General features: G+C 67.5%; 28 protein-coding genes and 2 pseudogenes. 14 read left to right on the top strand and 16 right to left on the bottom strand.

The features are described 5' to 3' along the window. Positions 1 to 68 precede the first annotated feature (68 nt). The 4 genes from A5753_RS10440 to A5753_RS10455 all read right to left on the bottom strand — a co-directional run bounded on the left by A5753_RS10440 (position 69) and on the right by A5753_RS10455 (position 4434). Positions 69 to 644, bottom strand: a complete 576-nt coding sequence (locus A5753_RS10440) for an HIT domain-containing protein (RefSeq protein ID WP_067127258.1) — start codon at positions 642 to 644, stop codon at positions 69 to 71. 2 nt (positions 645 to 646) lie between these two features. Next, the gene (thrS, locus tag A5753_RS10445; protein ID WP_067126763.1) at positions 647 to 2701 is read right to left on the bottom strand and encodes a threonine--tRNA ligase; all 2055 of its coding nucleotides are present in this window, start codon (positions 2699 to 2701) and stop codon (positions 647 to 649) included. 185 nt (positions 2702 to 2886) lie between these two features. Beyond that, positions 2887 to 3513: a PaaI family thioesterase gene (locus A5753_RS10450; RefSeq protein WP_067126766.1), complete on the bottom strand. Its 627-nt coding sequence runs from the start codon at positions 3511 to 3513 to the stop codon at positions 2887 to 2889. A gap of 36 nt (positions 3514 to 3549) precedes the next feature. Further along, entirely contained in the window at positions 3550 to 4434 is an 885-nt protein-coding gene (locus A5753_RS10455; protein ID WP_067126769.1) for an aldo/keto reductase, read from the bottom strand. Positions 4435 to 4491: 57 nt separating this feature from the next. Here A5753_RS10455 and A5753_RS10460 point away from each other — a divergent pair, with 57 nt between their 5' ends. Continuing rightward, the gene (locus A5753_RS10460; protein ID WP_067126772.1) at positions 4492 to 4992 is read left to right on the top strand and encodes a DUF1990 family protein; all 501 of its coding nucleotides are present in this window, start codon (positions 4492 to 4494) and stop codon (positions 4990 to 4992) included. Between the two features lie 18 nt (positions 4993 to 5010). Further along, positions 5011 to 5382 (top strand): annotated as a pseudogene (locus A5753_RS10465) (transcriptional regulator); the annotation flags it as partial. Positions 5383 to 5419: 37 nt separating this feature from the next. On the opposite strand, the gene A5753_RS10470 reads toward A5753_RS10465, so the two are convergent. The 5 genes from A5753_RS10470 to fdxA form a co-directional block, all read right to left on the bottom strand. After that, the gene (locus tag A5753_RS10470) at positions 5420 to 6361 is read right to left on the bottom strand and encodes a nitronate monooxygenase family protein (protein WP_067126776.1); all 942 of its coding nucleotides are present in this window, start codon (positions 6359 to 6361) and stop codon (positions 5420 to 5422) included. Positions 6362 to 6367: 6 nt separating this feature from the next. Continuing rightward, on the bottom strand, positions 6368 to 6712 hold the full coding sequence (locus A5753_RS10475) for a cupin domain-containing protein (RefSeq protein WP_067126779.1): 345 nt from the start codon (positions 6710 to 6712) through the stop codon (positions 6368 to 6370). A 47-nt stretch (positions 6713 to 6759) separates the two neighbouring features. Then, a complete protein-coding gene (locus A5753_RS10480) occupies positions 6760 to 7185 on the bottom strand; it encodes a hypothetical protein (protein WP_067126782.1) in 426 nt (141 codons plus the stop codon). Further along, positions 7182 to 7802: a metalloregulator ArsR/SmtB family transcription factor gene (locus A5753_RS10485; protein WP_156656058.1), complete on the bottom strand. Its 621-nt coding sequence runs from the start codon at positions 7800 to 7802 to the stop codon at positions 7182 to 7184. The genes A5753_RS10480 and A5753_RS10485 overlap by 4 nt, the downstream gene beginning before the upstream one ends. Positions 7803 to 7898: 96 nt before the next feature. After that, positions 7899 to 8255 (bottom strand): ferredoxin, encoded by a 357-nt coding sequence (fdxA, locus tag A5753_RS10490; RefSeq protein ID WP_067126787.1) that lies wholly within the window; start codon positions 8253 to 8255, stop codon positions 7899 to 7901. Positions 8256 to 8576: 321 nt separating this feature from the next. On the opposite strand from fdxA, the pseudogene A5753_RS10495 reads away from it, so the two are divergent. The 3 genes and pseudogenes from A5753_RS10495 to A5753_RS10505 all read left to right on the top strand — a co-directional run. Then, positions 8577 to 8980: pseudogene (locus tag A5753_RS10495) on the top strand (SAM-dependent methyltransferase); the annotation flags it as partial. Between the two features lie 165 nt (positions 8981 to 9145). Next, positions 9146 to 9370: a hypothetical protein gene (locus tag A5753_RS10500; protein WP_197694660.1), complete on the top strand. Its 225-nt coding sequence runs from the start codon at positions 9146 to 9148 to the stop codon at positions 9368 to 9370. A 158-nt stretch (positions 9371 to 9528) separates the two neighbouring features. After that, entirely contained in the window at positions 9529 to 9795 is a 267-nt protein-coding gene (locus A5753_RS10505; protein WP_067126793.1) for a hypothetical protein, read from the top strand. Positions 9796 to 9847: 52 nt separating this feature from the next. Here the strand turns inward: A5753_RS10505 and A5753_RS10510 are convergent, their stop codons facing one another. From A5753_RS10510 to A5753_RS10530, 5 genes are read right to left on the bottom strand one after another with little or no spacing between them, the layout of a single operon-like run. After that, positions 9848 to 11077 (bottom strand): lyase family protein, encoded by a 1230-nt coding sequence (locus A5753_RS10510; RefSeq protein ID WP_067126796.1) that lies wholly within the window; start codon positions 11075 to 11077, stop codon positions 9848 to 9850. Then, entirely contained in the window at positions 11074 to 11637 is a 564-nt protein-coding gene (gene pcaG / locus A5753_RS10515; protein ID WP_067127261.1) for a protocatechuate 3,4-dioxygenase subunit alpha, read from the bottom strand. The genes A5753_RS10510 and pcaG overlap by 4 nt, the downstream gene beginning before the upstream one ends. Further along, a complete protein-coding gene (gene pcaH / locus A5753_RS10520; protein ID WP_067126799.1) occupies positions 11630 to 12400 on the bottom strand; it encodes a protocatechuate 3,4-dioxygenase subunit beta in 771 nt (256 codons plus the stop codon). Before pcaH ends, pcaG begins: the two co-directional genes overlap by 8 nt. 59 nt (positions 12401 to 12459) lie before the next feature. Continuing rightward, complete coding sequence (locus A5753_RS10525) at positions 12460 to 12945, bottom strand: hemerythrin domain-containing protein (protein WP_067126802.1); 486 nt, start codon at positions 12943 to 12945, stop codon at positions 12460 to 12462. Next, positions 12942 to 13913 carry a Rieske 2Fe-2S domain-containing protein gene (locus A5753_RS10530; RefSeq protein ID WP_067126805.1) on the bottom strand — a complete coding sequence of 324 codons (972 nt, stop codon included), beginning with the start codon at positions 13911 to 13913 and terminating at the stop codon, positions 12942 to 12944. The genes A5753_RS10525 and A5753_RS10530 overlap by 4 nt, the downstream gene beginning before the upstream one ends. A 284-nt stretch (positions 13914 to 14197) precedes the next feature. On the opposite strand from A5753_RS10530, the gene A5753_RS10535 reads away from it, so the two are divergent. Genes A5753_RS10535 through A5753_RS10555 form a run of 5 tightly spaced genes read left to right on the top strand, consistent with a single transcriptional unit; the run spans position 14198 to position 17844 of the window. Continuing rightward, positions 14198 to 15547 carry an aromatic ring-hydroxylating dioxygenase subunit alpha gene (locus tag A5753_RS10535; protein WP_067126808.1) on the top strand — a complete coding sequence of 450 codons (1350 nt, stop codon included), beginning with the start codon at positions 14198 to 14200 and terminating at the stop codon, positions 15545 to 15547. Next, positions 15544 to 16071 (top strand): 3-phenylpropionate/cinnamic acid dioxygenase subunit beta, encoded by a 528-nt coding sequence (locus A5753_RS10540; protein ID WP_067126810.1) that lies wholly within the window; start codon positions 15544 to 15546, stop codon positions 16069 to 16071. Before A5753_RS10535 ends, A5753_RS10540 begins: the two co-directional genes overlap by 4 nt. Further along, a complete protein-coding gene (locus A5753_RS10545; protein WP_067126813.1) occupies positions 16068 to 16334 on the top strand; it encodes a dihydrodiol dehydrogenase in 267 nt (88 codons plus the stop codon). Before A5753_RS10540 ends, A5753_RS10545 begins: the two co-directional genes overlap by 4 nt. Next, on the top strand, positions 16331 to 17125 hold the full coding sequence (gene hcaB / locus A5753_RS10550; protein ID WP_067126816.1) for a 3-(cis-5,6-dihydroxycyclohexa-1,3-dien-1-yl)propanoate dehydrogenase: 795 nt from the start codon (positions 16331 to 16333) through the stop codon (positions 17123 to 17125). Before A5753_RS10545 ends, hcaB begins: the two co-directional genes overlap by 4 nt. Beyond that, positions 17122 to 17844 carry a class II aldolase/adducin family protein gene (locus A5753_RS10555; protein ID WP_067126817.1) on the top strand — a complete coding sequence of 241 codons (723 nt, stop codon included), beginning with the start codon at positions 17122 to 17124 and terminating at the stop codon, positions 17842 to 17844. The genes hcaB and A5753_RS10555 overlap by 4 nt, the downstream gene beginning before the upstream one ends. Here A5753_RS10555 and A5753_RS10560 read toward each other — a convergent pair. Next, the gene (locus A5753_RS10560) at positions 17841 to 18656 is read right to left on the bottom strand and encodes an IclR family transcriptional regulator (RefSeq protein ID WP_067126820.1); all 816 of its coding nucleotides are present in this window, start codon (positions 18654 to 18656) and stop codon (positions 17841 to 17843) included. The two genes, A5753_RS10555 and A5753_RS10560, sit on opposite strands and share 4 nt — an antisense overlap. Before the next feature lie 49 nt (positions 18657 to 18705). Between A5753_RS10560 and A5753_RS10565 the strand changes: the two genes are divergently transcribed. Then, positions 18706 to 19515 carry an SGNH/GDSL hydrolase family protein gene (locus A5753_RS10565; protein ID WP_082971265.1) on the top strand — a complete coding sequence of 270 codons (810 nt, stop codon included), beginning with the start codon at positions 18706 to 18708 and terminating at the stop codon, positions 19513 to 19515. 36 nt (positions 19516 to 19551) lie between these two features. Continuing rightward, a complete protein-coding gene (locus A5753_RS10570) occupies positions 19552 to 20217 on the top strand; it encodes a DedA family protein (protein WP_067126826.1) in 666 nt (221 codons plus the stop codon). Here the strand turns inward: A5753_RS10570 and A5753_RS10575 are convergent, their stop codons facing one another. Then, complete coding sequence (locus tag A5753_RS10575; RefSeq protein WP_067126829.1) at positions 20218 to 20835, bottom strand: TetR/AcrR family transcriptional regulator; 618 nt, start codon at positions 20833 to 20835, stop codon at positions 20218 to 20220. Positions 20836 to 20990: 155 nt separating this feature from the next. On the opposite strand from A5753_RS10575, the gene A5753_RS10580 reads away from it, so the two are divergent. Both A5753_RS10580 and A5753_RS10585 read left to right on the top strand, forming a co-directional pair. Further along, entirely contained in the window at positions 20991 to 21425 is a 435-nt protein-coding gene (locus A5753_RS10580) for an anti-sigma factor antagonist (RefSeq protein WP_067126833.1), read from the top strand. Positions 21426 to 21447: 22 nt separating this feature from the next. Next, positions 21448 to 22533, top strand: coding sequence for a glutamate--cysteine ligase (locus A5753_RS10585; protein WP_067126836.1), 1086 nt, complete (start codon positions 21448 to 21450; stop codon positions 22531 to 22533). Positions 22534 to 22544: the final 11 nt, after the last annotated feature.

Consider the following 22544-nt stretch of genomic DNA (forward strand, 5'->3'; position numbering starts at 1 on the left):
CGGTACCTCCCACTCGTGGGGGCGCACCCCCACCTCATCGCTTCGCTCTGCATTGTCGCCGACGCGGCTCATGGTTGTTTCGTCCACTCCGTGGCCAGGAGCTGGCGCGTCTCGCGCAGCAACTGCGGGATCACCTTCGACCCGCCGACGATGGTGATGAAGTTCGCGTCACCGCCCCAGCGCGGCACCACGTGCACGTGCAGGTGCTCGGCGAGTGAACCACCGGCTGATGTGCCCAGGTTCAGGCCGACGTTGAAACCGTGCGGTCGCGAGACGTTTTTGATGACGCGAATTGCCTTTTGAATGAAGGACATCAGCTCCGCGCTTTCGGGGTCGGTCAGGTCCTCGAGCTCGGACACCCTCCGGTAGGGCACCACCATCAGATGTCCGGGGTTGTAGGGGTAGAGGTTGAGCACGGCGTAGACCAGCTCCCCGCGGGCGACCACCAATCCGTCTTCGTCGGCGAGGTGCGGAATGTCGGTGAACGGCTGCTCGGTTTTGCCGTTGTCGCGCTTCATCGGCGCTTCGGCCAGGTAGGTCATCCGATAGGGCGTCCACAACCGCTGCAGGTGATCTCGCTCGCCGACACCCCTGTCCAGGATGGTGTCGTCGGCACCCTGCTCGGCCGGTTCGCGATCAGTCACGGTCACTCACCACTTGACACTTTCACGAGTTCGGCTGTGGGCACGGAGTTCTCACGGTCGGCGATCCACTTCACGATCGCATCGACCGCACTGTCGCGCGGCACGCCGTTGATCTGCGTGCGGTCACCGAAGCGGAAGCTGACCGCGCCGGCCTGCACGTCGCGGTCACCGGCCAGCAGCATGAACGGCACTCGCTGGGCGGTGTGGTGGACGATCTTCTTGGCCATCCGGTCATCACTGGCGTCGACCTCGACCCGCACTCCGTGCGACTTCAGCTGTGCGGCAACGTTTTCCAGGTAGTCGACGTGCTCATCGGCGACCGGGATGCCCACCGCCTGCACCGGCGCCAGCCACGCCGGGAACGCCCCCGCGTAGTGCTCGGTGAGGATGCCGAAGAACCGCTCGATCGACCCGAAGAGCGCCCGGTGAATCAGCACCGGCCGCTGCCGCGAGCCGTCCGACGCGGTGTATTCGAGCTCGAATCGGTCCGGCATGTTGAAGTCGAGCTGGATGGTCGACATCTGCCAGCTGCGGCCCAACGCGTCCTTGACCTGCACCGAAATCTTCGGCCCGTAGAACGCCGCGCCGCCCGGGTCGGGAACGAAATGCAACCCCGACGCCTCGGCGACCTCCCGCAGGACCTCGGTGGCCTCGTCCCACATCTCGTCGGAGCCCGAGTACTTCTCCGGGTCTTTGGTGGACAGTTCCAGGTAGAAGTCGTTGAGTCCATAGTCGGCCAGCAGATCGAGCACGAAGCGCAGCAGCGAGGTCAGCTCATCGCGCATCTGCTCTCGCGTGCAGTAGATGTGGGCGTCGTCCTGGGTCATGCCGCGCACCCGGGTCAGCCCGTGCACCACGCCCGACTTCTCGTAGCGGTACACGCTGCCGAACTCGAAGAGCCGCAACGGAAGCTCGCGATACGAGCGACCGCGTGACCGATAGATCAGGTGGTGCATCGGGCAGTTCATCGGCTTGAGGTAGTAGTCCTGGCCGGGCTTGCGCACCGTCCCGTCCGCGTTGAACTCCGCGTCGAGGTGCATGGGCGGGTACATGCCGTCGGCGTACCACTCCAGGTGACCCGACGTGATGTAGAGCTGCTCCTTGGTGATGTGCGGGGTGTTGACGAACTCGTACCCGGCCTCGATGTGCTTGCGCCGCGAGTACTCCTCCAGCTCGCGACGGATGATGCCGCCCTTGGGGTGGAAAACCGCCAGGCCGGAACCGATTTCGTCGGGGAAGCTGAACAAGTCCAGCTCGCTTCCCAGCTTGCGGTGGTCGCGGCGTTGCGCCTCCTCGATCAGCTCGAGGTAGGCATCCAGCGCCTCCTGCGATTCCCAGGCGGTGCCGTAGATGCGTTGCAGGCTGGCGTTGCTCTGGTCGCCGCGCCAGTAGGCTGCCGAGCTACGAGTGAGCTTGAACGCCGGGATGTGCTTGGTGGTCGGGATGTGCGGCCCGCGGCACAGGTCACCCCAAACCCGTTGCCGGGTGCGAGGATTGAGGTTGTCGTAGGCCGTGAGCTCGTCGCCGCCGACCTCCATGATGTCGGGATCGCCGGACTTGTCGTCGACGAGTTCGAGCTTGTACGGCTCGTTGGCCAGTTCAGTGCGCGCCTGGTCTTTGGACTCATACACGCGCCGCTCGAACAGCTGGCCCTCTTTGACGATCTGACGCATCCGCTTTTCCAGCGCCGTGAGGTCTTCCGGTGTGAACGGCTCGACGACGTCGAAGTCGTAGTAGAAGCCGTCGGCGATGGGCGGCCCGATGCCCAGCTTGGCGTCCGGGAACAGCTCCTGTACGGCCTGGGCCAACACGTGTGCGGCCGAATGCCGGATCACGCTGCGGCCCTCGTCGGTGTTGGCGGCCACGGGGACGACGTCGGCATCGGCGTCGGGTGTCCAGCTCAGATCGCGCAGCCTGCCCTCAACGTCGCGCACCACCACGACGGCATCGGGCGCGCCCCGGCGCGGCAGCCCCGCCTCGCCGACCGCGGCGGCCGCCGTGGTCCCGGCGGGCACCCGGATCGGGGCGTGCGGGGCGTCGTTGGCGGCGGCGCTCATGAGGCTGGTTCTCCAAGGGTCGAGTTCTCGATGATCGTTGCCATGCTATCGGGGCAGGCCTCTAGAGAACCCCAGGCATTAGGAGCCGCGGGGCGCCGCCGCTATCGCGACACATAAACCACGCACCCGACACGCCGATGCAGGTGTGCATGGTTTATGTCTCGGCACGTCGGTGCCGTCCGAGCTCAGGGCTGACCGGGTTTGAGCCGTACGAACAGCGCGTCGGCCTCGGTCAGCAACCGATCGCCGTCGGTCAACCGGCCCGACACGAAGATCTTGCGCCCGTCCACCCGGTCGATGCCCGCGTCGAACTGCAGTTCCTTTTCCACCGGAACGATGTGCCGGTAGTCAATCTTGAGGTAGGCGGTGCGCTGCCGCGGGTTGCCGGTGAGCACCGAGGCCGACAACCCGAGGATGGAGTCGAACAGCATGCCCAGCGCGCCGCCGTGCACGGCGCCGTTGCGGCCCAGATGGAACCGGGCGAAACGGGCCTGGCCATGGATCCGACCGTCCTCGCCTTTGTGTGCCGACATCGGGATCGTCAGGATGTTGCCGCGCATCGGCAGGTCCATCCGCCGACCCGACGGCGACGCCCACTCGTCGGCGTCGAACGGCGCCAGCAACGCCGACACCTTCTCCACCAGGTCAGCGGCCTCGCTGATCACCTCGTCGGGCGCGTCGGCGGCCCGGGCGTGGTCCTGCAACGAGCGCACGGCGTCGATGAACCTGCCGTAGTCGGGCCCGCCCTTGGTCGTCGGCTCCGGGGGGTTGAAGCCACCCCCGGGGTGTCGCTGGTGTTCGGCCACCACCACACCGTATTGCCCGGCGGGCGGGCTTTCGCGCGGTGGTCAGGCCGGCTGTTGCGCCCCGGCGGCCGACAGGGTTTCGAACTCGTCGTCGGAGAGCTCGATCTGCGCGGCGGCGACGTTCTCCTCCAGGTGCGCAACCTTGGACGTACCCGGGATCGGCACCATCACCGGCGAGCGTTTCAGCAACCACGCCAGCGCCAGCTGTGAGGGCGACGCGTCGTGGTCGGCGGCGATGCGCTGCAGCGGGCCGTCGGGGGCGGCCAACGGCCCGGCGGCCAGCGGGAACCACGGGATGAACCCGATGCCCTGCTTGGTCGCGGCGTCCAGCAGCGGCTCGGCGGCGCGGGCGGTCAGGTTGTACATGTTCTGCACCGACACGATCTCGGTGATACGCCGGGCCGCGTTCAGCTGGGCGACGTCGATCTCGGACAGGCCGATGTGGCGGATCTTGCCCTCGTTCTTCAGGGTGAGCAGCTCGCCCACCTGATCTTCCAGCGGGAAGTTCTTGTCGATGCGGTGCAGCTGGAACAAATCGATGGTGTCCACGCCCAGCCGGCGCAGGCTCATCTCGCATTCCTGGCGCAGGTAGCTCGGATTGCCCAACGGAATCCAGATGTCCGGGCCGGTGCGCAGCAGGCCCGCCTTGGTCGCGATCACCAGACCGTCGTAGGGATGCAGCGCCTCGCGGATGATGTCCTCGGACACGTAGGGGCCGTAGGAATCGGCGGTGTCGATGAAGTTCACCCCGAGTTCGACCGCCCGGCGCAGCACCCGGACGCACTCGTCGCGGTCGTCGGGCGGGCCCCACACGCCCTTGGCCGTCAGGCGCATGGCGCCGAAGCCGAGTCGGTTGACGGTCAGGTCGCCGCCGAAGGTGAATGTCCTGGATGCCCCTGCAACAGTTTTCGAGTTTTCTGCGGTCACTTGTACGACCGTACGCGCCGAATGCGGCGACGCGTCTCGGCGTGGCAAGCTGAGCACGTGGACCTGCGAGCGCTTGAGGAACTCCCCCTGACCTACGCCGAAGTGGGTGCGACGGCGTCCGGCGAATTGCCCGCGGGATACGACCATCAGCACGCCGAGCGCCAAATCGGCACGGGCGAACAGCGTTTCGAGCAAGCGGCGGCCGCCGTCATGCGCTGGGGCATGCAGCGCGGATCCGGGCTGCGGGTGCATGCCAGCTCCGAGGTCGCCGTCGTCGACGCGGTAGTGGTGGTGAAGATGGGCTTTCTACCGGCGCCCTGCCGCGTCGTCTACGTCGTCGATGAACCCGACATCCGCGGCTTCGGCTATGGCACCCTGCCAGGCCATCCGGAGTCGGGCGAGGAACGGTTCGTGGTTCGTCGCGACCCGGTCACCTCGGCGGTCTATGCGGAAGTGTCGGCCTTCTCCCGGCCCGCGACCTGGTGGAGCAAGGCCGGCGGGCCGGTGGTGAAGGTGGGTCAGCGCCTCATCGCCAGGCGCTACCTGCGCGCGGTCTGACGCGCCGCGACACCGACGGCCATCACGCGTTCGGCCGATACCGGCGAGCCGGTTGTCGAGATCCTGCACCGGGTCGCCCGCGAGTACGGCCACGAGATCGGCACCACCTCCGTGGGGTCGGTGCCCCCGAAAGATGCCGCCGCCGCGCTGCAGCGCGCCGTCGCGGTGCTGCGCCGATTCGGCTACGAGCCACGCTTTTGCGACAGTGAGGTCGAGCTCGCCAACTGCCCATTCCACGCGCTGGCGCAGGAGCAGACGGAGCTGGCCTGCAGCATGAACCACGCGCTGATCACCGGTGTGGCCGATGCGCTGGCGCCGCACGGTCCGGACGCCCGACTCTGCCCCGGCCGGGACCGGTGTTGCGTCGTGCTCAGGGCCGGCGACCAGTAGGGTCGTCGGGCGTCACACCGGCCTGACGGCCAGGAGGCTACCTTCCCCAGCGGGACAGCAATTCCTCGGCGCCCGTACACATCTCGTCGATGACGTCGGCCACCGATGCGTCGTTGTGGATCATCCCGACGCCCTGGCCGGCATCCACGGGCGCGATCCGGCAGTCGCCGGCGGCGATCGCGGCGGCCAGCTCGTCACAAGCCCCCGCGTCCAGCGCCTCCTCGTGACCCGTCCAGTGCTCGACGAAGTCGTTGGCCAACACCCGCGACGGGAACCGCGCCGGCCAGGGCAGCCCCTTGGCGACGTCGAAGACCCGGGTGACGGCGGTGTCGGTTTCGCTGGCCGTGACCAAAGCCCGACGGCCGGTGTCGCCGGTCAGCGCTTCCGGACATGCCGACAATCGGGTGCCCACCCACGCCCCGCTGGCCCCGGCGGCCAGCACCGCGGCCAGGCTGCGCGCCGAGGCGACCCCGCCGCCGGCCAGCACCGGCACCGAGACGGCGTCCAAAACGGCGTCCAGCAGCGGTAGCAGCCCCAGCTTGTCCTCGCCGTGCCCGCCGCCCTCGGATCCGCGCGCGACCAGGATGTCGACGCCGGCATCGACGGCCCGCCGGGCCCCGGCGCTGTCGTAAACCTGCGTGACCGTAGGGATTCCGGCGTCATGCGCCTTGGCGACCCACGACCACTCCGTGCCGAAGCTGACCGACAACAGGGCGGGCCGTGCGGCCAGCGCGTCCTCGAGCAGTCCGGACTCGTTGCGCATCACCCAGTCGACCATGCCGATACCGAACCGCCCGTCGACGTGCTGTAGCTGCTCGGCGAGCAACTCCCTGGTCGCGACGCTGCCCATGCCGACCATGCCGAGCCCGCCGGCGGCCGTGACCGCCGCGGCCAGCCGGCCACCGGCGACCCCGCCCATCGGGGCGTTGACGATGGGGACCCGCAGACCGAAATTCGTGGACCAGGCCGTCGAGAGCATCGGCGGCTAGTGTGCCGAGGGGATGGTCTTCAGCACGGTCAGCAGGACCACTGAATCCTCGACCGCGTGCAGGGCGTGCCGTTCGGCGGGAATCGCGACGTATTCGCCGGCCTTGCCGTCCCAGGCGTCGCCGCTGGCGGTCAGGCGGACGTGGCCCTGCAGCACCTGCAGCGTCGCCTCGCCGGGGCTGTCGTGTTCGGACAGGTCGTGACCGGCGAGCAGCGCCAGCACGGTCTGGCGAAGCTCGTGGGTGTGACCGCCGTGGATGGTGTGGGCGGCACGTCCGCTGTGCGATTGCTTGGCCTCGGCGAGCTTTTCGGACGAGAGGTCGGTCAGCGAGATGGAATCCATAGTGGGTCCTTCGAAGTTGCAAGGCCTCACGGCCTCGAGGGTGGCTGTTAACCGCTCAGTAGCAGTATCCCCGCCACGATGAGGCTGATGACTTTGACCGTCTCCAGCGCGACGTAGGCGTAGTGGGCGCGGGAGCGCGGTCCATCCGATCCCGCGAGCACCTTGTCGGCACGACGGGTCAGCGCGGGACGCACCGCGGCCAGCTGGACGGCGAGCGCGGCCACGGCGACGGCGATCGCCACCGCGACGCCGACCCGGGTCGGACCGGAAATCACGATGGCCCCGATGACGAGGGCGAAAGCCACCTCGACGGTGTTGAGCGCGCGAAAGACCAGCCGCCCGATGCCGAGCCCGATCTGCAACGTCACATTGGGGGCCCGGAATTTCAGTGGGGCTTCCAGGAAGGAGATGGCCAGCACCATGCCGAGCCAGATGAAGGTCAGCGCAACGGCAATCGCCGGGCCGGTGCTCATTTGGTCGCCAGTGTCAGGTGAGCCAGGCACAGGTCCGGCTCGACGAACGGGTCGAGCCGGTCCACCGAGACCGGCGCTCCCCACGTCTCCATGGCTCCCTGCATGAGGCCCAGATGCACCGGACATACGACACTCGAGGAGTTTTCGGCCAGTTCCAGAAATGGGCAGTGCCGCAAGCCGATCTGCTGCTCTCCGTTGCTGACGCGGTGTTCGGGGGCGAAGCCGAGTTCGTCGAGCACGTCGATTAGGCGGCCGATGGCCTCTTCGGCGCTGTCGGGGGTCTCAGGCAGCGGGCGCGGTTCGGAATCGATCCGCCGCCCCCAGGCGCGGCCCGCGGCCAGGGCTTTGGGGCCGGGGTCGTGTTCCGCGGCGAAGCCCATGGCCAGGACCTCTGCCAGCAACCGGTAGTGCCGCGTTCCGCCGCGATCCATCTGCCGGACCGCGCGGAACATCAGCGGTGGACGCCCCGGGCCCTTCCGGTCCAGCTCGACATGCTCCACCTGGCCGTCGGCGACCAGGCTGTCGAGGTGGAAGCGGACGGTGTTGGGGTGCACACCCAACACGTCGGCGATTCCGGCGATGCTCATCGGGTCCGGCGCGGCCCGCAGCAACCGCATCACGGCGCGCCGCCGGCCGGCCGATTCCCCGGTCGACGAGTCGTGGGACTTCTGGGAATTCTCGGATTTCAAAGGGGCCCTCCCGCTCCTTGCCCTTCACGCCCCGTCTGAATGGGTGACACTGGGCTGCCCTGCCACCAGAGGTGTGTCCACACCGAGCGGACCGAGCTTCCCCGCGCCACCCGGGGAACCCAACGGGGCGTCGCGACCCGGGAGCGTTTCAGCGAAGAATGCCTCATTGTCCGCCAAGTGGGGTTTGAGATCCTCAGGCAGGTCATCTTCGTAGTAAATCGCTTCCACGGGACAAACCGGTTCACAAGCGCCGCAATCGACGCATTCGTCGGGATGAATGTAGAGCGCCCGGCCGCCTTCGTAAATGCAATCCACCGGGCATTCGTCGACGCAAGCGCGGTCCATCACATCGATGCATGGCTTCCCGATCACGTAGGTCATGCGCTAGAGTTTACACAACATCACTTGTAAAAACTAGAATCGACGCCCGAGAGCCCATGCCCGCCAACGAACTTGACGTCCGACAACTGCGCAAGCCGGATAAGCACCCGACCAACCGTCTGGCGGATCCGGATCGCCAAATTAACCGACGCCCCTCCCCCGGTGCGTCACGGTCATCTCGAGCTGGCCCTAGATCCGCTGGAAAGCTCTGTGCGGCAGGAGATCTGATGCCAAGACCACGAGCGGGTTCCGAACTTGCGCTACCGTCGTCGAACCGCGGCGACGACGCGGGTCGTCGGCCATTGGCTGCTGGCACGGCTCGTCGCGCGCGTGCTGCGGCCGGGCGGACGCTACGCCATCCACGAACTGGCCCTCACGCCGGACAACGTGGCGGAGGAGATCAGCACCGACATCCGGCAGGCGCTCGCCCGCGCGATCAAGGTGAACGCGCGTCCACTGACGGTCGCGGAGTGGTCGCGACTGCTCGCCGAGCACGGATTGCGGGTCGATCACGTCGCGACCGCGCCCAGGGCCCTGCTGCAGCCCCGCCGGCTCGTTTCCGACGAAGGGCTCTTCGGTCCGCTGCGATTCGCCGGGAACGTGATCGCGCACCGCGACGCCCGCAACGGGTCCTGACCATGCGCCGCACGTTCCACAAACATCGCAAGCGGCTGGCCGCCGTCGCGATCGTCGCCCACAAACCCGCGGCGTCCGACACCGGCTGACGACCGCGGCAACCGTTTGACCATCGCCTTTGCCCCGCCCCCCGACTTTGGGCCCGTTCTGCAATCTATGCGTGACGGTTTAGTTACGCCCCCTGGCAAAACTTGGCTGCGGCAGTCGCGGGAGAACGAAGGAGCTTGCCGGTTATGGGTGCAACCCCACCGTTGTTGACGGAGTCCGACCTCGATGCGTTGGCGTCGGATTTTCTGCAGTCGCACTACCTCGGATCCATCTACGCCGATTGGTCACCGGATCGACGGCTCGACACATTCCTGCGGCGGCGCGGTCTCGCTCGGGTGGCCAACGACGGCGACCTGTCCCACAACGTCTTGGAACGCATCATGGCCCGCGGCCGCGCCGGCGCGGCGTTGGTCGGGCCGTTTGTCCCGTAGCACCAGGTAGGCGATCGGATGACCAAAGATTTCAAAATGCCGGCATTTCGCAGCCCGAAAATGCCGGCCATGGCATTGGTACGGACGTACGATTGTGCCTTAAAGCTGAACGATCAACCGGGGCCGGATGAGTCGTTGAGGCTAGCGGGGAGGGGACGATGAATTCACCGAAATGGACGGTTCATTGGCCGCAGCGCAGGCCGACGGCCACGATCTACCAATTGACCGACCGGCTCCACAAAGGGCACATGGCTCGCGTACCCGCTCACCAGATCACTGCGACGGTCGCGGCCTGGCTCGCCGACCTGGGCGCTGCCGACAGCCCACTGGTGGACGAACTCGAGCGCGCCGTCTGCGGCGGCGACTGGGCCGCCGCACACGCGCTGGGCGAGTGCTTGTCCATCGAAATCGCGGTGGCCGACTGACACAGTCGTCCCCCGGCAGAGCGTTGGTCTTAATCGACATTCTTACTGATTTTTATCCGCGCTGAGCGAGCGCCCGCGCCGCGCGTCGCAGGCTCTCATCGATCAACTCCTCGGCGGCGCCGAGATAGGTGGATGACGGCTCTTCGCCCACCAGCTCGGCGATCGCGCGCTGCTCTCCGGAAACGTCTGCGGCAGAGAGGTTTTCGGCCATCCGGTGCGCGTGCACCGTCAATCCGGCCAGCAGCTCGCCAGATTGCAATCCCGCGACGACGGTGCGGCGGGCCAGCGTGCGCAGCGTATCCCACTCGGCGTGCCATGCCCCGTCGGGCCGCTCGTCGTTGGCCAGCCCCGCCGCGGTGTGCAGCGTCGCCGCCAACGGCGGTGCCGCGACGGCCGCCCGCCGGATCAGGATGGACAGCACCGGGTTTCGTTTGTGCGGCATCGACGACGAGCCGCCGCGGCCGGCCGCGGCCGGCTCGTCGAGTTCGGCGATCTCCGGGCGGGCCAGTATGACGATGTTTGAGGCGATGCGGCCCCATGCGTCCGTGCAGCCGACGAAGGCGTCGGCGGCCGCGGTGATGGGCGCGCGGGCGGTATGCCACGCGGGCCGGTCGTGTAGGCCGAGCGTGGTCGCGGCGCTTTGCACGAGCCCGAGTGCGACGCGGGCCGCGTCGGTCGTGCCGGTGAGCAACGTCGCGAGCTCCGTGGTGGCGGCCAATGTGCCGGCGGCGCCGCCGATTTGGATCGGCATGGTCAGCACGGCGACCCGCTCGAACGCGTCGACGATGCCGTTGAGCCAGTCGGCCGCCTTGACGCCGAAGGTGGTGGGTGCGGCGTGCTGGGTGAGGGTGCGGGCCACCATCGGCGTGGCCCGGTGTTCGGTCGCGAGTGCGGACAATGTGGAAATCTGCTGCCTCAGCTCGGTGGCCAGGTCGTCGGCGACCGCACGCACGCCAAGAATCAGGCTGGTGTCCAAGACGTCCTGGCTGGTGAGTCCGCGGTGAATCCAGGGCGCGATGCGCGACTCGGCCCGCTGCCGCAGCAGCTTCACCAAGGGAATCACCGGGTTGCCACCGTCCTCGGCGGCGACGGCGATCGACTCACAGTCGTTGTGCGTGACCAGATTCCACAGCTTCGCTTCGGCGCAATCGGCGGGCGCCAGACCGGCGGCCGCCAGTGCGTCCAGCCACGCGCACTCCACGGCGATCATCGATCTCAGCAGCGCCTCATCGGTCAGGTGCTCGCCGGCGCGATGGTCTCCGGGCCATAACAGGTTGCTCATCGGGGGTCTTTCGAGTACGCCAGGAACACCGTCTCGGTGGGCCCCTGCAGGTGGATGTCGAAACGGTAAGCGGCGGCGTTGATTTCGGCGACGCAGAGCAACGTGGACCGGCGCTCGGCGGCGACCGCCGCCAGCAGCGGATCGGAGTGGGCCTCGGCGCCGGGCAGGTAGGCCCGGGTGAACAGGCGGTCCAGCAGTCCCCGGGCGAACACGCTGAGGGCGAAGAACGGTGGGCGCCCCGCGATCGCCGATCCGGGAGTCAGGGTGGTGAAGGAGTAGCTTCCGGCGGCGTCGGTCGCGCAGCGTCCCCAGCCACTGAACGTCGTGGGGCCGCGGCGCAGCGAACCGGCTTGGCGCGCAACATCTCCCGCGCTGTCGGGTTGCCACAGTTCCACCAGCGCGTCCTCGACGGCGGCGTCGGCGCCGTCGTAGACCGTGCCGTGCAGCCGGATCGCCTCCGGATGGCCGGGGTCGAGGATCAGGCTGTCACCGGGAAACGACAGTCCCAGGCCGAAGAATGGCCCGACGGTTTGACCTGGCGTGCAAGCTGATTCAGTCATGATCACACTCGGTCGGGGTTCGCGCGCCGCCGGCCAGCACGATGTCCCACCGGTACCCGGTCGCGTATTCCGGCTCGGTGAGGTCGTGGTCGTAGCGGGCGATCAGTCGTTGGCGTGCGGCGGGATCCAGGATGGACTGAAAGATGGGGTCCAGCTCGAACATCGGATCGCCCGGAAAGTACATCTGGGTGACCAGTCGCTGCGTGAAAGCGGTTCCGAAGAAGGAGAAATGGATGTGGGCCGGGCGCCACGCATTGTGGTGGTTGCGCCACGGGTAGGGGCCGGGCTTGATGGTCAGGAAGCGATAGCTGCCGTCCGGCCCGGTCAGGCAGCGGCCTGCGCCGGTGAAGTTCGGGTCGAGCGGCGCGGGATGCTGGTCGCGCTGGTGACGGTAGCGCCCGCCGGCGTTGGCTTGCCAGATCTCCACCAGTTGGCCCGCGACCGGGCGGCCGGATTGGTCGAGGACGCGCCCCGTCACGACGACGCGCTCCCCGATCGGCTCGCCGGGATTACCGGCCGTCAGGTCGGCGTCGAGTGGGTCGACGTCCCGGTGCCCGAAGCACGGGGCCCATAGTTCGACGCCCTCGGGGTCGACGACGACCAGCGGCTGCTTGGGATGGCGCAGCGTCGTGCTGCGGTACGGCGGGTAGTCGAGGCGCGGCCGCTCACGTTGCCCGGCTCCCCCGGCTACCTGGTATTGCGCTGCGATGCGGGCGATCTCCGCCGTGATGTCACCCTGAGTAGCGACACGCTCGGGGTTCATGTGCCGTGAGGCTACTCTCGGTGGCCCACCGAATCCCGCAAGCGGGCGGTGTCGTCGGGCTAGAGGGAGCGCACCAGCGCCGCGCGCCCTTTGGTGCGCATCTTGTAGGTCGCCGAGCCGCGGTATTGCTCCATCCTCGCGGCCATCTTGTTGCCCAGCTCTTCGAGCTCCTCGTCGGTGATCGTCACCTCCGGCGGGGCGGGAATCATGTCGCGTTCCTCCTCGTCGGCGTGCGCTTCCAGCACCGTCTTGAAGGAGTTCCACTCGTCCTCATAGCCGGGCGAGCTCTGCGGAGTCCTCAACAGCACGGAAAGCTGGTCGACCACCTGGCGATGCTCGGCGTGGGCGATCGCGATCAGCTTGCTGGCATCTTTGAGCGCCGGGTAGTACAGGTCGTCCTCGATGCGGAAGTGGATGTCGAGCTCGATCAGCAGGTCGTCGAAAAGCTCGTGCCGCTCTTCGGAATTCACCGGTGCATCGCTGATCTTGCGGCCCAGGCCCTTGATCACGATGTGGTGTTCCTTGAGCACGTCGTAGGCGTTCAATTGGCTCCTCCTTTTGCGATTCCTGCCCCGCCGCCGGGAGCGTGGTCCCGCTCGCCACGGACTTCGACCACCCCGTCGACCAACCGGGCCTCATAGCACGGCAGCGGCGCTGCTGCCGGGCCGCGCACGACTTCTCCGGACTCGGCCGCGAACCATGAACCGTGCCACGGGCACACCAGCCGGCCCCGGTCCATCCAGCCGTCGGCCATCGGTGCGGCCAGGTGCGGGCAGAATTCCCCGTACGCCCCGACCTCACCGGGCTTGGTCTGGCAGACCACCAGGCCCACTCCGTCGACCTCGACGCGTACCGGCTTGCCGTTCAACGAACTTGCGGGCAGCACCGGCGTCCAGGTGGAGGTGCGCAGGCGCGGACCCGATTGGTCGATGCCGATCCCGGACTCGAAGACCAGCGCACCACCGAGGTAGCTGCCGGCGACCGTGATCCCGTAGCCGAGAGCGGTCAGCAGGATGCCGCGCCCGTGGCGCCCCTTGCGCCGGTCCCACCAGGACTGCATGTACAGCGCGGTGGCGGCCACGTTCGCCAGGCCGTGCACCGCGCCGATCCGGCGGTCCTCCTCGTGGGTGTGCTGCCAGTCGGTGACACCGGTGACCGCCGAGCCGAGGCTCACCAGGATGCCCACCCCGAGGGAGCGGGAAGCGAATCGCGAGGCGTCGACGACCTCGGAGGCCGGCTGACCCGGCAGCAGACTGAGCGCGTCGAGCGCCACCGTCGTCCCGAGCGCGCCACTGGTCAAGGACGCCAGCGGCGGGTGCACCGGGTGTCCCAGCCAGACCCCGTTGAGCGCGTTCGCGACGGTGTTCCGCGCGCCGCCGAGCCCGTTGTAGGCGAAGCTGAGCAGGTGTTCGAACCGATAGCTCGGCCGATCAAGCCATACCTGGCGCCCGATGACGGCCAGAACCTTCGATCCGACCTGCTGCAATCGACCCCCTCGTGGCCGACCCACCATGGCACCAGTTCCTTCCTCAGATCAGTGGAAAACGACGGTTAAATACCGTAAAACCGAGAGTTTACCCGTTGTTCACACCGCGATCGCGGACACGATGCGGCCGCCGTGACCCAACGGTAGCCGCGGGCTTGCGCCCTGTAGTTGTGTGCAACCTGTGAATTAGCACCAAGCATTCTTGTAAAAGCCTTGCGGCGCGGCTGCCAGGTGATTGACCGGCGTCGCGGAGTGCGAGATTCTACTGAGCGGAGATTATTTCTGTAAGACAGAGAGAATCGCAAAGGGCCATGACAGACCATCGCGGCGAATTCGACGAGCTTTTTCACAACGTGCGCAGAGGGATGATTCCCGCGCACATCTACAACGACCACGAACTGTTCGCACTGGAGAAGCAACGACTGTTCAGCCGGACGTGGATCTTCGTTGGGCACGAGTCCGAGATCGGCCAGGACGGCGACTACGTGGTGCGTCGCGTGCTCGACGACTCGTTCATCATCACCCGCGACTCGCAGGGCACCGTGCGGGCCCTGTTCAATATGTGCCTGCATCGCGGCATGCAGGTGTGTCGCGCGGAGATGGGAAACGCCTCCAATTTCCGCTGCCCCTACCACGGCTGGACCTACCGCAACGACGGCCGGCTCACCGGGTTGCCGTTTCACCGCGAGGCCTACGGCGGCGACGACGGGTTCGCCAAGGACCAAACCCTGTTGCCGGCACCGAATTTCGCGAGCTACAACGGCCTGCTGTTCATCAGCTTGGATCGAGATGCCGAACCGCTGGAAGACTTCCTCGGTGACTTCAAGTTCTACCTGGACTACTACACCAAGCAGAGCGCAGGCGGTCTCGAGGTGCGTGGGCCGCAGCGCTGGCGGATCAAGGCGAACTGGAAGATCGGCGCGGAGAATTTCGCCGGGGACATGTACCACACCCCGCACACGCATGCGTCAATCGTCGACATCGGGCTCTTCCGCGAGCCGAAAGCGCAGAAGCGCAAGGACGGCGCCACCTATTGGGCGCACTGCGGCGGTGGAACCACCTACAAACTCCCGCCGGGCGACTTCGAGCAGCGGATGCGCTACGTCGGCTACCCCGACGAGATGATCGGCCGGATCAAAGACTCCTGGACACCGCGACAGCAGCGAGTAGTCGGCGAGGACGGATTCATGATCTCCGCCGCGACGTGTTTTCCGAACCTCAGTTTCGTGCACAACTGGCCCAGGGTGCGCGACGGTGACGAAGACGAAGTGCTGCCGTTCATCTCTATTCGGCTGTGGCAGCCAATCAGCGCGAACGAAACCGAAGTGTGCTCGTGGTTCGCGGTGGACTCCGCCGCTCCCGCGCAGTACAAACAAGACTCGTACAAGGCGTATTTGATGTGCTTCGGGTCGACCGGCATGTTCGAACAAGACGATGTGGAGAACTGGGTGTCGCTGACCACCACCGCGGGCGGTTCGATGGCGCGACGGCTGCTGCTGAACAGCCGGATGGGCCTGCTCGCCGACGACCGTCCGGTCATCGAGGCGTTGCCGCCCAGCGCTTTCCACGGGCCGGGCCGGGCGCAAGTCGGCTATAACGAGCACAACCAGCGGGCCCTGCTGACGATGTGGGCCGACTATCTGCAGCGGGTGCCCACATGAGAAAGTCACTGCCGTTCAATGACACTCGGCACCTCGAGGCACACCAGTTCCTGGTGGACGAGGCGTACCTGCTGGACGCCCAGCAGTATGAGGCGTGGCTGGACACGCTGACCGACGATGTCCGCTACGCCATGCCGGTGCGCGTCACGACCGCGCGCGGCGCCGGATTCGACACTGCACCGGGCATGGACCATTTCGACGAGGACAAATATTCGCTGTCCCAGCGGGTCGCGCGGATGGGCACCGAGCACGTGTGGGCCGAGGACCCGCCGTCGCGGCTGCGTCATTTCATCACCAACGTGCGCACCTTCACCCGCGACGACCCAGAGGACACAGCCCACCTACTGGTCGAATCGGCCGAACTGCTGTTCCGTAGCCGGGGCGACGTCAACGACAGCGTCCTGATGTCGTGCGGCCGCGCGGACGTGCTGCGCTGGTGCGACGATCGCTGGAAGCTGGCCCGCCGCAACATCATTGTCGACGAGTCGGTGCTGCGGATGCAGAACCTGGCGGTGTTCCTATGAACGACGAACTGCAGCAGCTGCTCGACGGCGCGGTCGGCGAACCGATCAGCGTCGCAAACGAATTCACCGAGGTCCTGGTGCGCCGGGTCGACACCCGCAACGGATCGCGCCTGATGATCAGCGCCCCACGCTCCGGGCAGTGGATCACCCTGGACGCGCTGGAGGTCGAGGCATTGACCTGGCAGAACCCCCGTACGCTGGCCGCCATGGTCGGCAACTCCCATGCGCCTCTGCTGCCCGACGAGGACGAACCCCAACCATGACCGGCTGGCTGGAGGGCAGACGCGCGCTGGTGGTGGGCGCCGGTTCCGGGATCGGCCGTGCTGTGGCGGCGGCCTTCAGTGCAGAGAGCGCGAATATTGCTGTGCTCGAACGTAATCCAGACAAGTGTGATGCGTTGCGCCAACAGCTCCCTCAGGTGCCGGTGGTCGAGGGCGACGCCACCACGCGCGAGGCCAACGACCGCGCCGTCGCCGCGGCGGTAGATGCCTTCGGGGGATTGGACACCCTGGTCAACTGCGTCGGGGTCTTCGACTTCTACCGGGGGGTGGGCGACATCGACGCCGACGCACTCCCCGACGCGTTCGACGAGATGTTTCGCACCAACGTGCTCAGCCATCTGCAGTCGGTCAAGGCGGCGATCCCGGTGCTGCGGCGCGGGAACGATTCCTCAATCGTGCTGACCGAGTCCGCGTCGTCGTTCTATCCCGGACGCGGTGGCGTGCTCTACGTGTCCTCGAAATTCGCGGTGCGCGGGCTGGTGTCGGCGTTGGCGCACGAACTGGCGCCGGACATCCGGGTCAACGGCGTGGCGCCCGGCGGCACGCTCAACACCGACCTGCGCGGCCTGTCCAGCCTGGGCCTCGGCGAGACCCGACTGGATGACAGCCCGGACCGGGCGCGCGACGTTGCCGCGCGCACTCCCCTGCACGTCGCGCTCACCGGCGAGGACCACGCGTGGAGTTATGTGTTCCTGGCGTCCCAGCGGTCGCGCGGGATCACCGGCGAAACCGTGCGGCCCGACGGCGGATTCGGGTTGGGCGCGCCGCGATGACGGACCTGGATCAGCAGCGCGCTCTGGTGGCACAGGGTTGTCGTGTCGCGGCGGCCCGCGGCCTGGTCGACGGCATCCTCGGCCACCTGGGCCTGCGGGTCGGCGAGGAGCGCCTACTGGTGCGCTGCCGAAGCGATGCCGACACCGGGGTGGCATTCACCCGACCCAGTGATATCCGGTTGATCACCTTCGACGGCACCGCCGGTGCCCCAGGAGAACTCGACGGCTATCGCGTGCCCAACGAACTGCCGATCCACGTCGAGACGATGCTGGCCGCCCCTGGGCATGTCGCCGTTGCGCACCTGCATCCACCGGACGTGGTCGCCGCCGACCTGGCCGGGATCACTATTCGGCCGATCTTCGGCGCCTATGACATTCCCGGCGCCTGGCTGGCGCGCGGCGGTGTTCCCGTCTACGAACGCGCTGTGCTGATCCGGAATTCGCGCCTGGGCAGGGAAATGGTGGCGGCGATGCGCGACCGTCCGGTGGTGATTTGCCGCGGCCACGGCATCACCAGCGCCGCCGCCACCGTGCCGCAGGCGGTTCTGCAGGCGATCAGCCTCGACGCGCTGGCGCGAATGTCGCTGCGGGTCGTCGCGGCGGGTGGCACGCTGCGCGACATCGACGACGCGGACTGGGATGACCTGCCGGACTTGGGGTCTGCGTTCACCGCCGAGGCGGCCTGGCGCCACGAGGTGGCGCGGCTTGCCGATCGCTAGCCCAGCTGATCGCCAATCTCCTTGGCGGCCGCGATAAGTGCGGCCGCCACCGCGGGATAGCGGGAGGCTTCCAGTCGGTTTTGCGGCGCGGCCGCGTTGAGCGCGAGCCGCAGCCCCGGCGCGCGCGTCGGGATCGGCACGGCGACCGACGCGACGCCTTCCTCGCTCTCTTCGCGGTTGGTGGCATAGCCGCGCTCGCGGATGCCGGCGAGTTCGGCTTCCAACTCGGTGCGGCTGCCGATCGAGTGCGGGGTGGTGCGCTTTAGTTGCTCGCGCGGCAGCAGCGCACGCAATTCCGGTCGCGGCAACTGGGCGAGCATGACCTTGCCCGTCGAGGTGCAATGGGCCGGCATGGCGCGGCCCAGCCGCGACGCCACCCGCACGGCGGCCGGCCCCTCGACGGCGGCGACGAAGCGGACGCTGGCCCCGTCCAGCACGCCGACGTGCACCGTTTCGCGCAGTTGCTCGCTGAGACCGCGCAGGACGGGCGCCGCGGATCGCGCAATGTCGATGCGGCCGAAGATCGCGAACGCCACACCGGTCAACGACGGGCCGGGCAGGTACGCCTTGGACACCGGGTCCTGCCGAACGAACCCGCGATAGGCCAGCATCGCCAGCAACCGATGCGCGGTTGACGACGCCACACCCAGATAGCGGGTCGCCTCGCTCAACCGGATCTGGGGCTGTTCGCCCAACAGCAGCAACAGCTTCAGCGCGTTGTCGACCGACTCGATCGGATACTGCGGCGCAAGCGAATCGGCACCGGACCCCGCCGCGGCGTCCTCGGCGTCCGGCTCACGCTTGTGTGGCATGGCTCCACGGTAACCAGTAATGGGCGCGGCTTCGGTTATTCTCGGCCTCGTGAGCGGGGCTATTCACGCTGGATACCACCGTTACGTCGCCATCGGCGACAGTCAGACCGAAGGCCTGTGGGACGGCGACGACACCATCGGCCTGCTCGGATTCGCCGACCGGCTCGCGGTGATGGTCGATTCGCTCTATCCCGGCCTGCAATACGCCAACCTCGCGATCCGCGGAAAGCGGATCAGCCACGTGCTCACCGAGCAGCTTCCGCAGGCACTGGCTATGCAGCCCGATCTGATCACCGTCTGCGCAGGGATGAACGACGTCATCCAGCCCGGACGATCCTTTGGCCCGGCCCTAACCGACCTGGAGCGCATCTACGCCGCGCTGGCCGAATCCGGCGCGACGGTCGTGACGACGACCTTTCCGAACGTCGCCCAGTTCCTCCCCCTCGGACGGTTGGTGGCGGGGCGGCTCACCCGCATCAACGGGGCCATCAGCGCGGCCGCCCACCGTTACGGCTTCCGGCTCGTCGACCTGTACAACGCGCCCTCGATGCGCGAATTGGACACCTGGGCCATAGACCGGGTGCACGCGTCAAGCAAGGGACACATGCTGTTCGCCGCCGCGGCCGCCGAAGCGCTCAATTTGCCTGATACGAACCATGATTGGGCACTTGCCGGCCTCAATCCCAGCCAGCGCTCCTTCGCGGCCGGCACCTACGAGCAGTTGCGCTGGACGCGCGAAAGCTTCTTCCCGTGGATCTGGCGACGCCTGCGCGGCCTGTCGTCGTACGACGGGCGCGAACCCAAACGTCCGCGGCTGGAGGGGCTGGACACCCCGAGCGAACTCAGGCGCACACCTTGAGTCACGGATTCGCGGCCGGTCAGGCATCCTTGACGCATGAATCTCGAGCCCCTGCTGCACTCGATTCCGCCGATCACGGTCTACCTGGTGGTCGGCGCTGTGGTCGGGATCGAGAGCCTGGGCATCCCCCTGCCGGGGGAGATCGTGCTGGTCACCGCCGCGCTGATGTCGTCGCACCATGACCTGGCCGTCAACCCGCTCGGGGTCGGCGTCGCGGCGGTGATCGGCGCGGTGATCGGTGATTCGATCGGCTACGCGATCGGACGCCGCTTCGGCATGCCGCTTTTCGACCGGCTCGGCCGGCGTTTCCCGAAACATTTCGGTCCCGGACACGTCGCGCTCGCCGAAAAGTTGTTCAACCGCTGGGGTGTTCGCGCCGTCTTCCTCGGCCGGTTCATCGCGCTCCTGCGGATTTTGGCCGGCCCGCTGGCGGGCGCGCTGAAGATGCACTATCCCAGGTTCCTGGCGGCCAACGTGTCGGGCGCCATCTGCTGGGCGGGCGGCACGACCGCGCTCGTGTACTACGCCGGAATCGCGGCCGAACGCTGGCTGGAACGGTTCTCCTGGATCGGCCTGGTGATCGCCGTCATGGCCGGGCTGACAGCCGCGATCCTGTTGCGGGAACGCACATCCCGGATGATCGCGGAGTTGGAGGCCGAGCACCACCGCAAGACCGGCACGACCGCATCCGATCCCGTCTGACTACACGGCCTCACCGGCGTCCGCCGCCAAGGGCGGACGGTGTTGGTCGATCAACGCGCGGGCCATCTTGCGCGCGCGCAGCGCGGCGTCCAAATCCCCGACGGCGGCCAAGATCATCGCGCCCTTCATCAGGATGTGCCAGGACGAGGCGAATTCCTCGACGTCGGTCAGATCGGCCGCAACGGCGCGGCGCCGCACGATATCGCGTACGTGGTCGATGTGGACGATGCAGGCCTGACCGGCCGGGTGAGTGGGTCCGACCTCGAGCAGCACGTTGATGAACGAGCAGCCCTCGTAGCCATCGCGGAGCTGGAACCAGTCGTGCATGACGTCGAAGATCGCCAGCAATTGCTCCTCGGGGGTGTTGCCGCGCCGGCGCGACTGTTCCTCGATCAAACCGCGGGTCCAAACCTCCTCGCGGCGCTCCAGCACGGCCAGCACCAGGTCGCTCTTGGTCGCGAAATGGCGGTACAGCGTCGCCCTGGCGACACCGGCCCGCACGATCACCTCATCGGTGCCCACCGCGCGGATGCCGCGCCGGCTGAACAGCTCATATGCGGCAGCAAGAATGCGTTCGCGAGGCGAGGCGGTGGGTGCTTCGACATCGGGCGTTGTCATACCGGACTTAACGTACTCTTAGGCCCCCGCCGGTAGACAGACCACCCTGTCTCGTTATAGAAATGAGATTCACGTAGGCAACAGTCTGTCTTCAGACATTAGGACGGGCATCCATCGAGGCGTCTCGGCGCCTGTCGATCAGGGGGTCCACCACCATGAATTCTGTCATTGAGGCGATGCCCACCAGCCATTTGACGCTGAGCACAAAACTCGTTTACGAACTCGGCGACCCCAATTCCACGCTGCGGGCGACCGCGGATCGCAGCGGACCGTCGGTGGTGATCTATGCCGGGGGCGAGATCGACGCCTGCAACGAGGACACCTGGCGCCACCTGGTGTCCGAGGCGGCCAGCGGCGTCACCGCGCCCGGCCCCTTTGTCGTCGACGTCACCGGAATCGACTTCATGGGCTGCTGCGCGTTCGAGGTGTTGGCCGAAGAGGCCAGGAGCTGCCGGAAACGCGGCATCGAGGTACGCGTGGTGAGCTGCGCGCCGATCGTCACGCGCATTGTCGACGCATGCGGTCTCGGTAGCGTGCTCCCGATCTACCCGACCGTCGACTCCGCCCTCTCGGCCGCCGCCCGCTGGTAGTACCTCGGGCCGTAATCGGCTCATGGGCGACCATCCCACTTTTGGTGCCGAGGAAGAATTCCTCCTCGTCGACCCACGAACCGGCGAGCCCGCGCCGCACAACGCCGCGGTCGCCGCGGAGGCCGAGCGGCGAGGCGTCAAGCTGCAGCTCGAACTGAGCAGTTGCCAGGTGGAGACCACCTCGCAGGTGGCGTCGACCAGTGCCGAACTCGGTGCGGAGCTCAGCCGGCTGCGGCGCACCGCGGCGCAGGCCGCCGAGGCCGCCGGCGTCCGGCTGCTGGCCTGCGGGCTTCCGCCGACCACTCCGCACGAGTTTCCCGTCACCGACACCCCGCGCTACCGCAAGATCGGCGAGGAATTCGGAATGATCGCGCACGAGCAAGGCATCTGCGGATGCCACGTGCATGTGCAGGTGCCCGACCGTGCCGCGGCCATCCACGTCAGCAATTGGTTGCGGCCGTGGCTGCCGTCATTGCTTGCGCTGTCGGCGAATTCGCGGGTGTACCGCAATGCGGACAGCGGCCACGCGAGCTGGCGCAGCGTGCTGTGGCGGCGCTGGCCCGCGGCCGGAGCACCGCCATTTTTCTCCTCGCCCGACGAGTACGACGACACGGTGCGCATGCTGGTCGACACCGGGGTGATCCTCGATAACGACATGGTCTATTGGGACGTACGCCCGTCGGCCGATTTCCCGACGGTGGAGGTCCGGGTGGCCGACGTGCCGGCCACCGTCGCAGAGACCGTGTTGCTCGCCACCATAATCAGGGCAGCGGTGATGACCGCGCTGGACTCACCCGATGACGCCCGGCGACTCCCGCCCGGTGCGCTACGCGCGGCGTATTGGAAGGCCGCACACGACGGATTGTCCGGTCACGCATTGGATTTGATCGACGGCCGCGGTGCGGTGCCGGCGGGTGAGCAATTGCGGGCGCTGGTGCGGCGAGCGCGACCCGCGCTGGAGTCGCTGGGTGAATATGACCGTGTCATCGGAGAACTCGACCGCGTGATCTCCGGCGGTAACGGGGCGATGCGCCAATTGCGGGCGTGGCGCAGACGCGGCGAGGTGCACGACGTCATCGCCGAGGCCGCCACGGCGACGCTGAGCTGAGACGCACCCGA

The sequence above is a fragment of the Mycobacterium sp. 852002-51971_SCH5477799-a genome (assembly GCF_001667145.1).
Taxonomy (GTDB): domain Bacteria; phylum Actinomycetota; class Actinomycetes; order Mycobacteriales; family Mycobacteriaceae; genus Mycobacterium.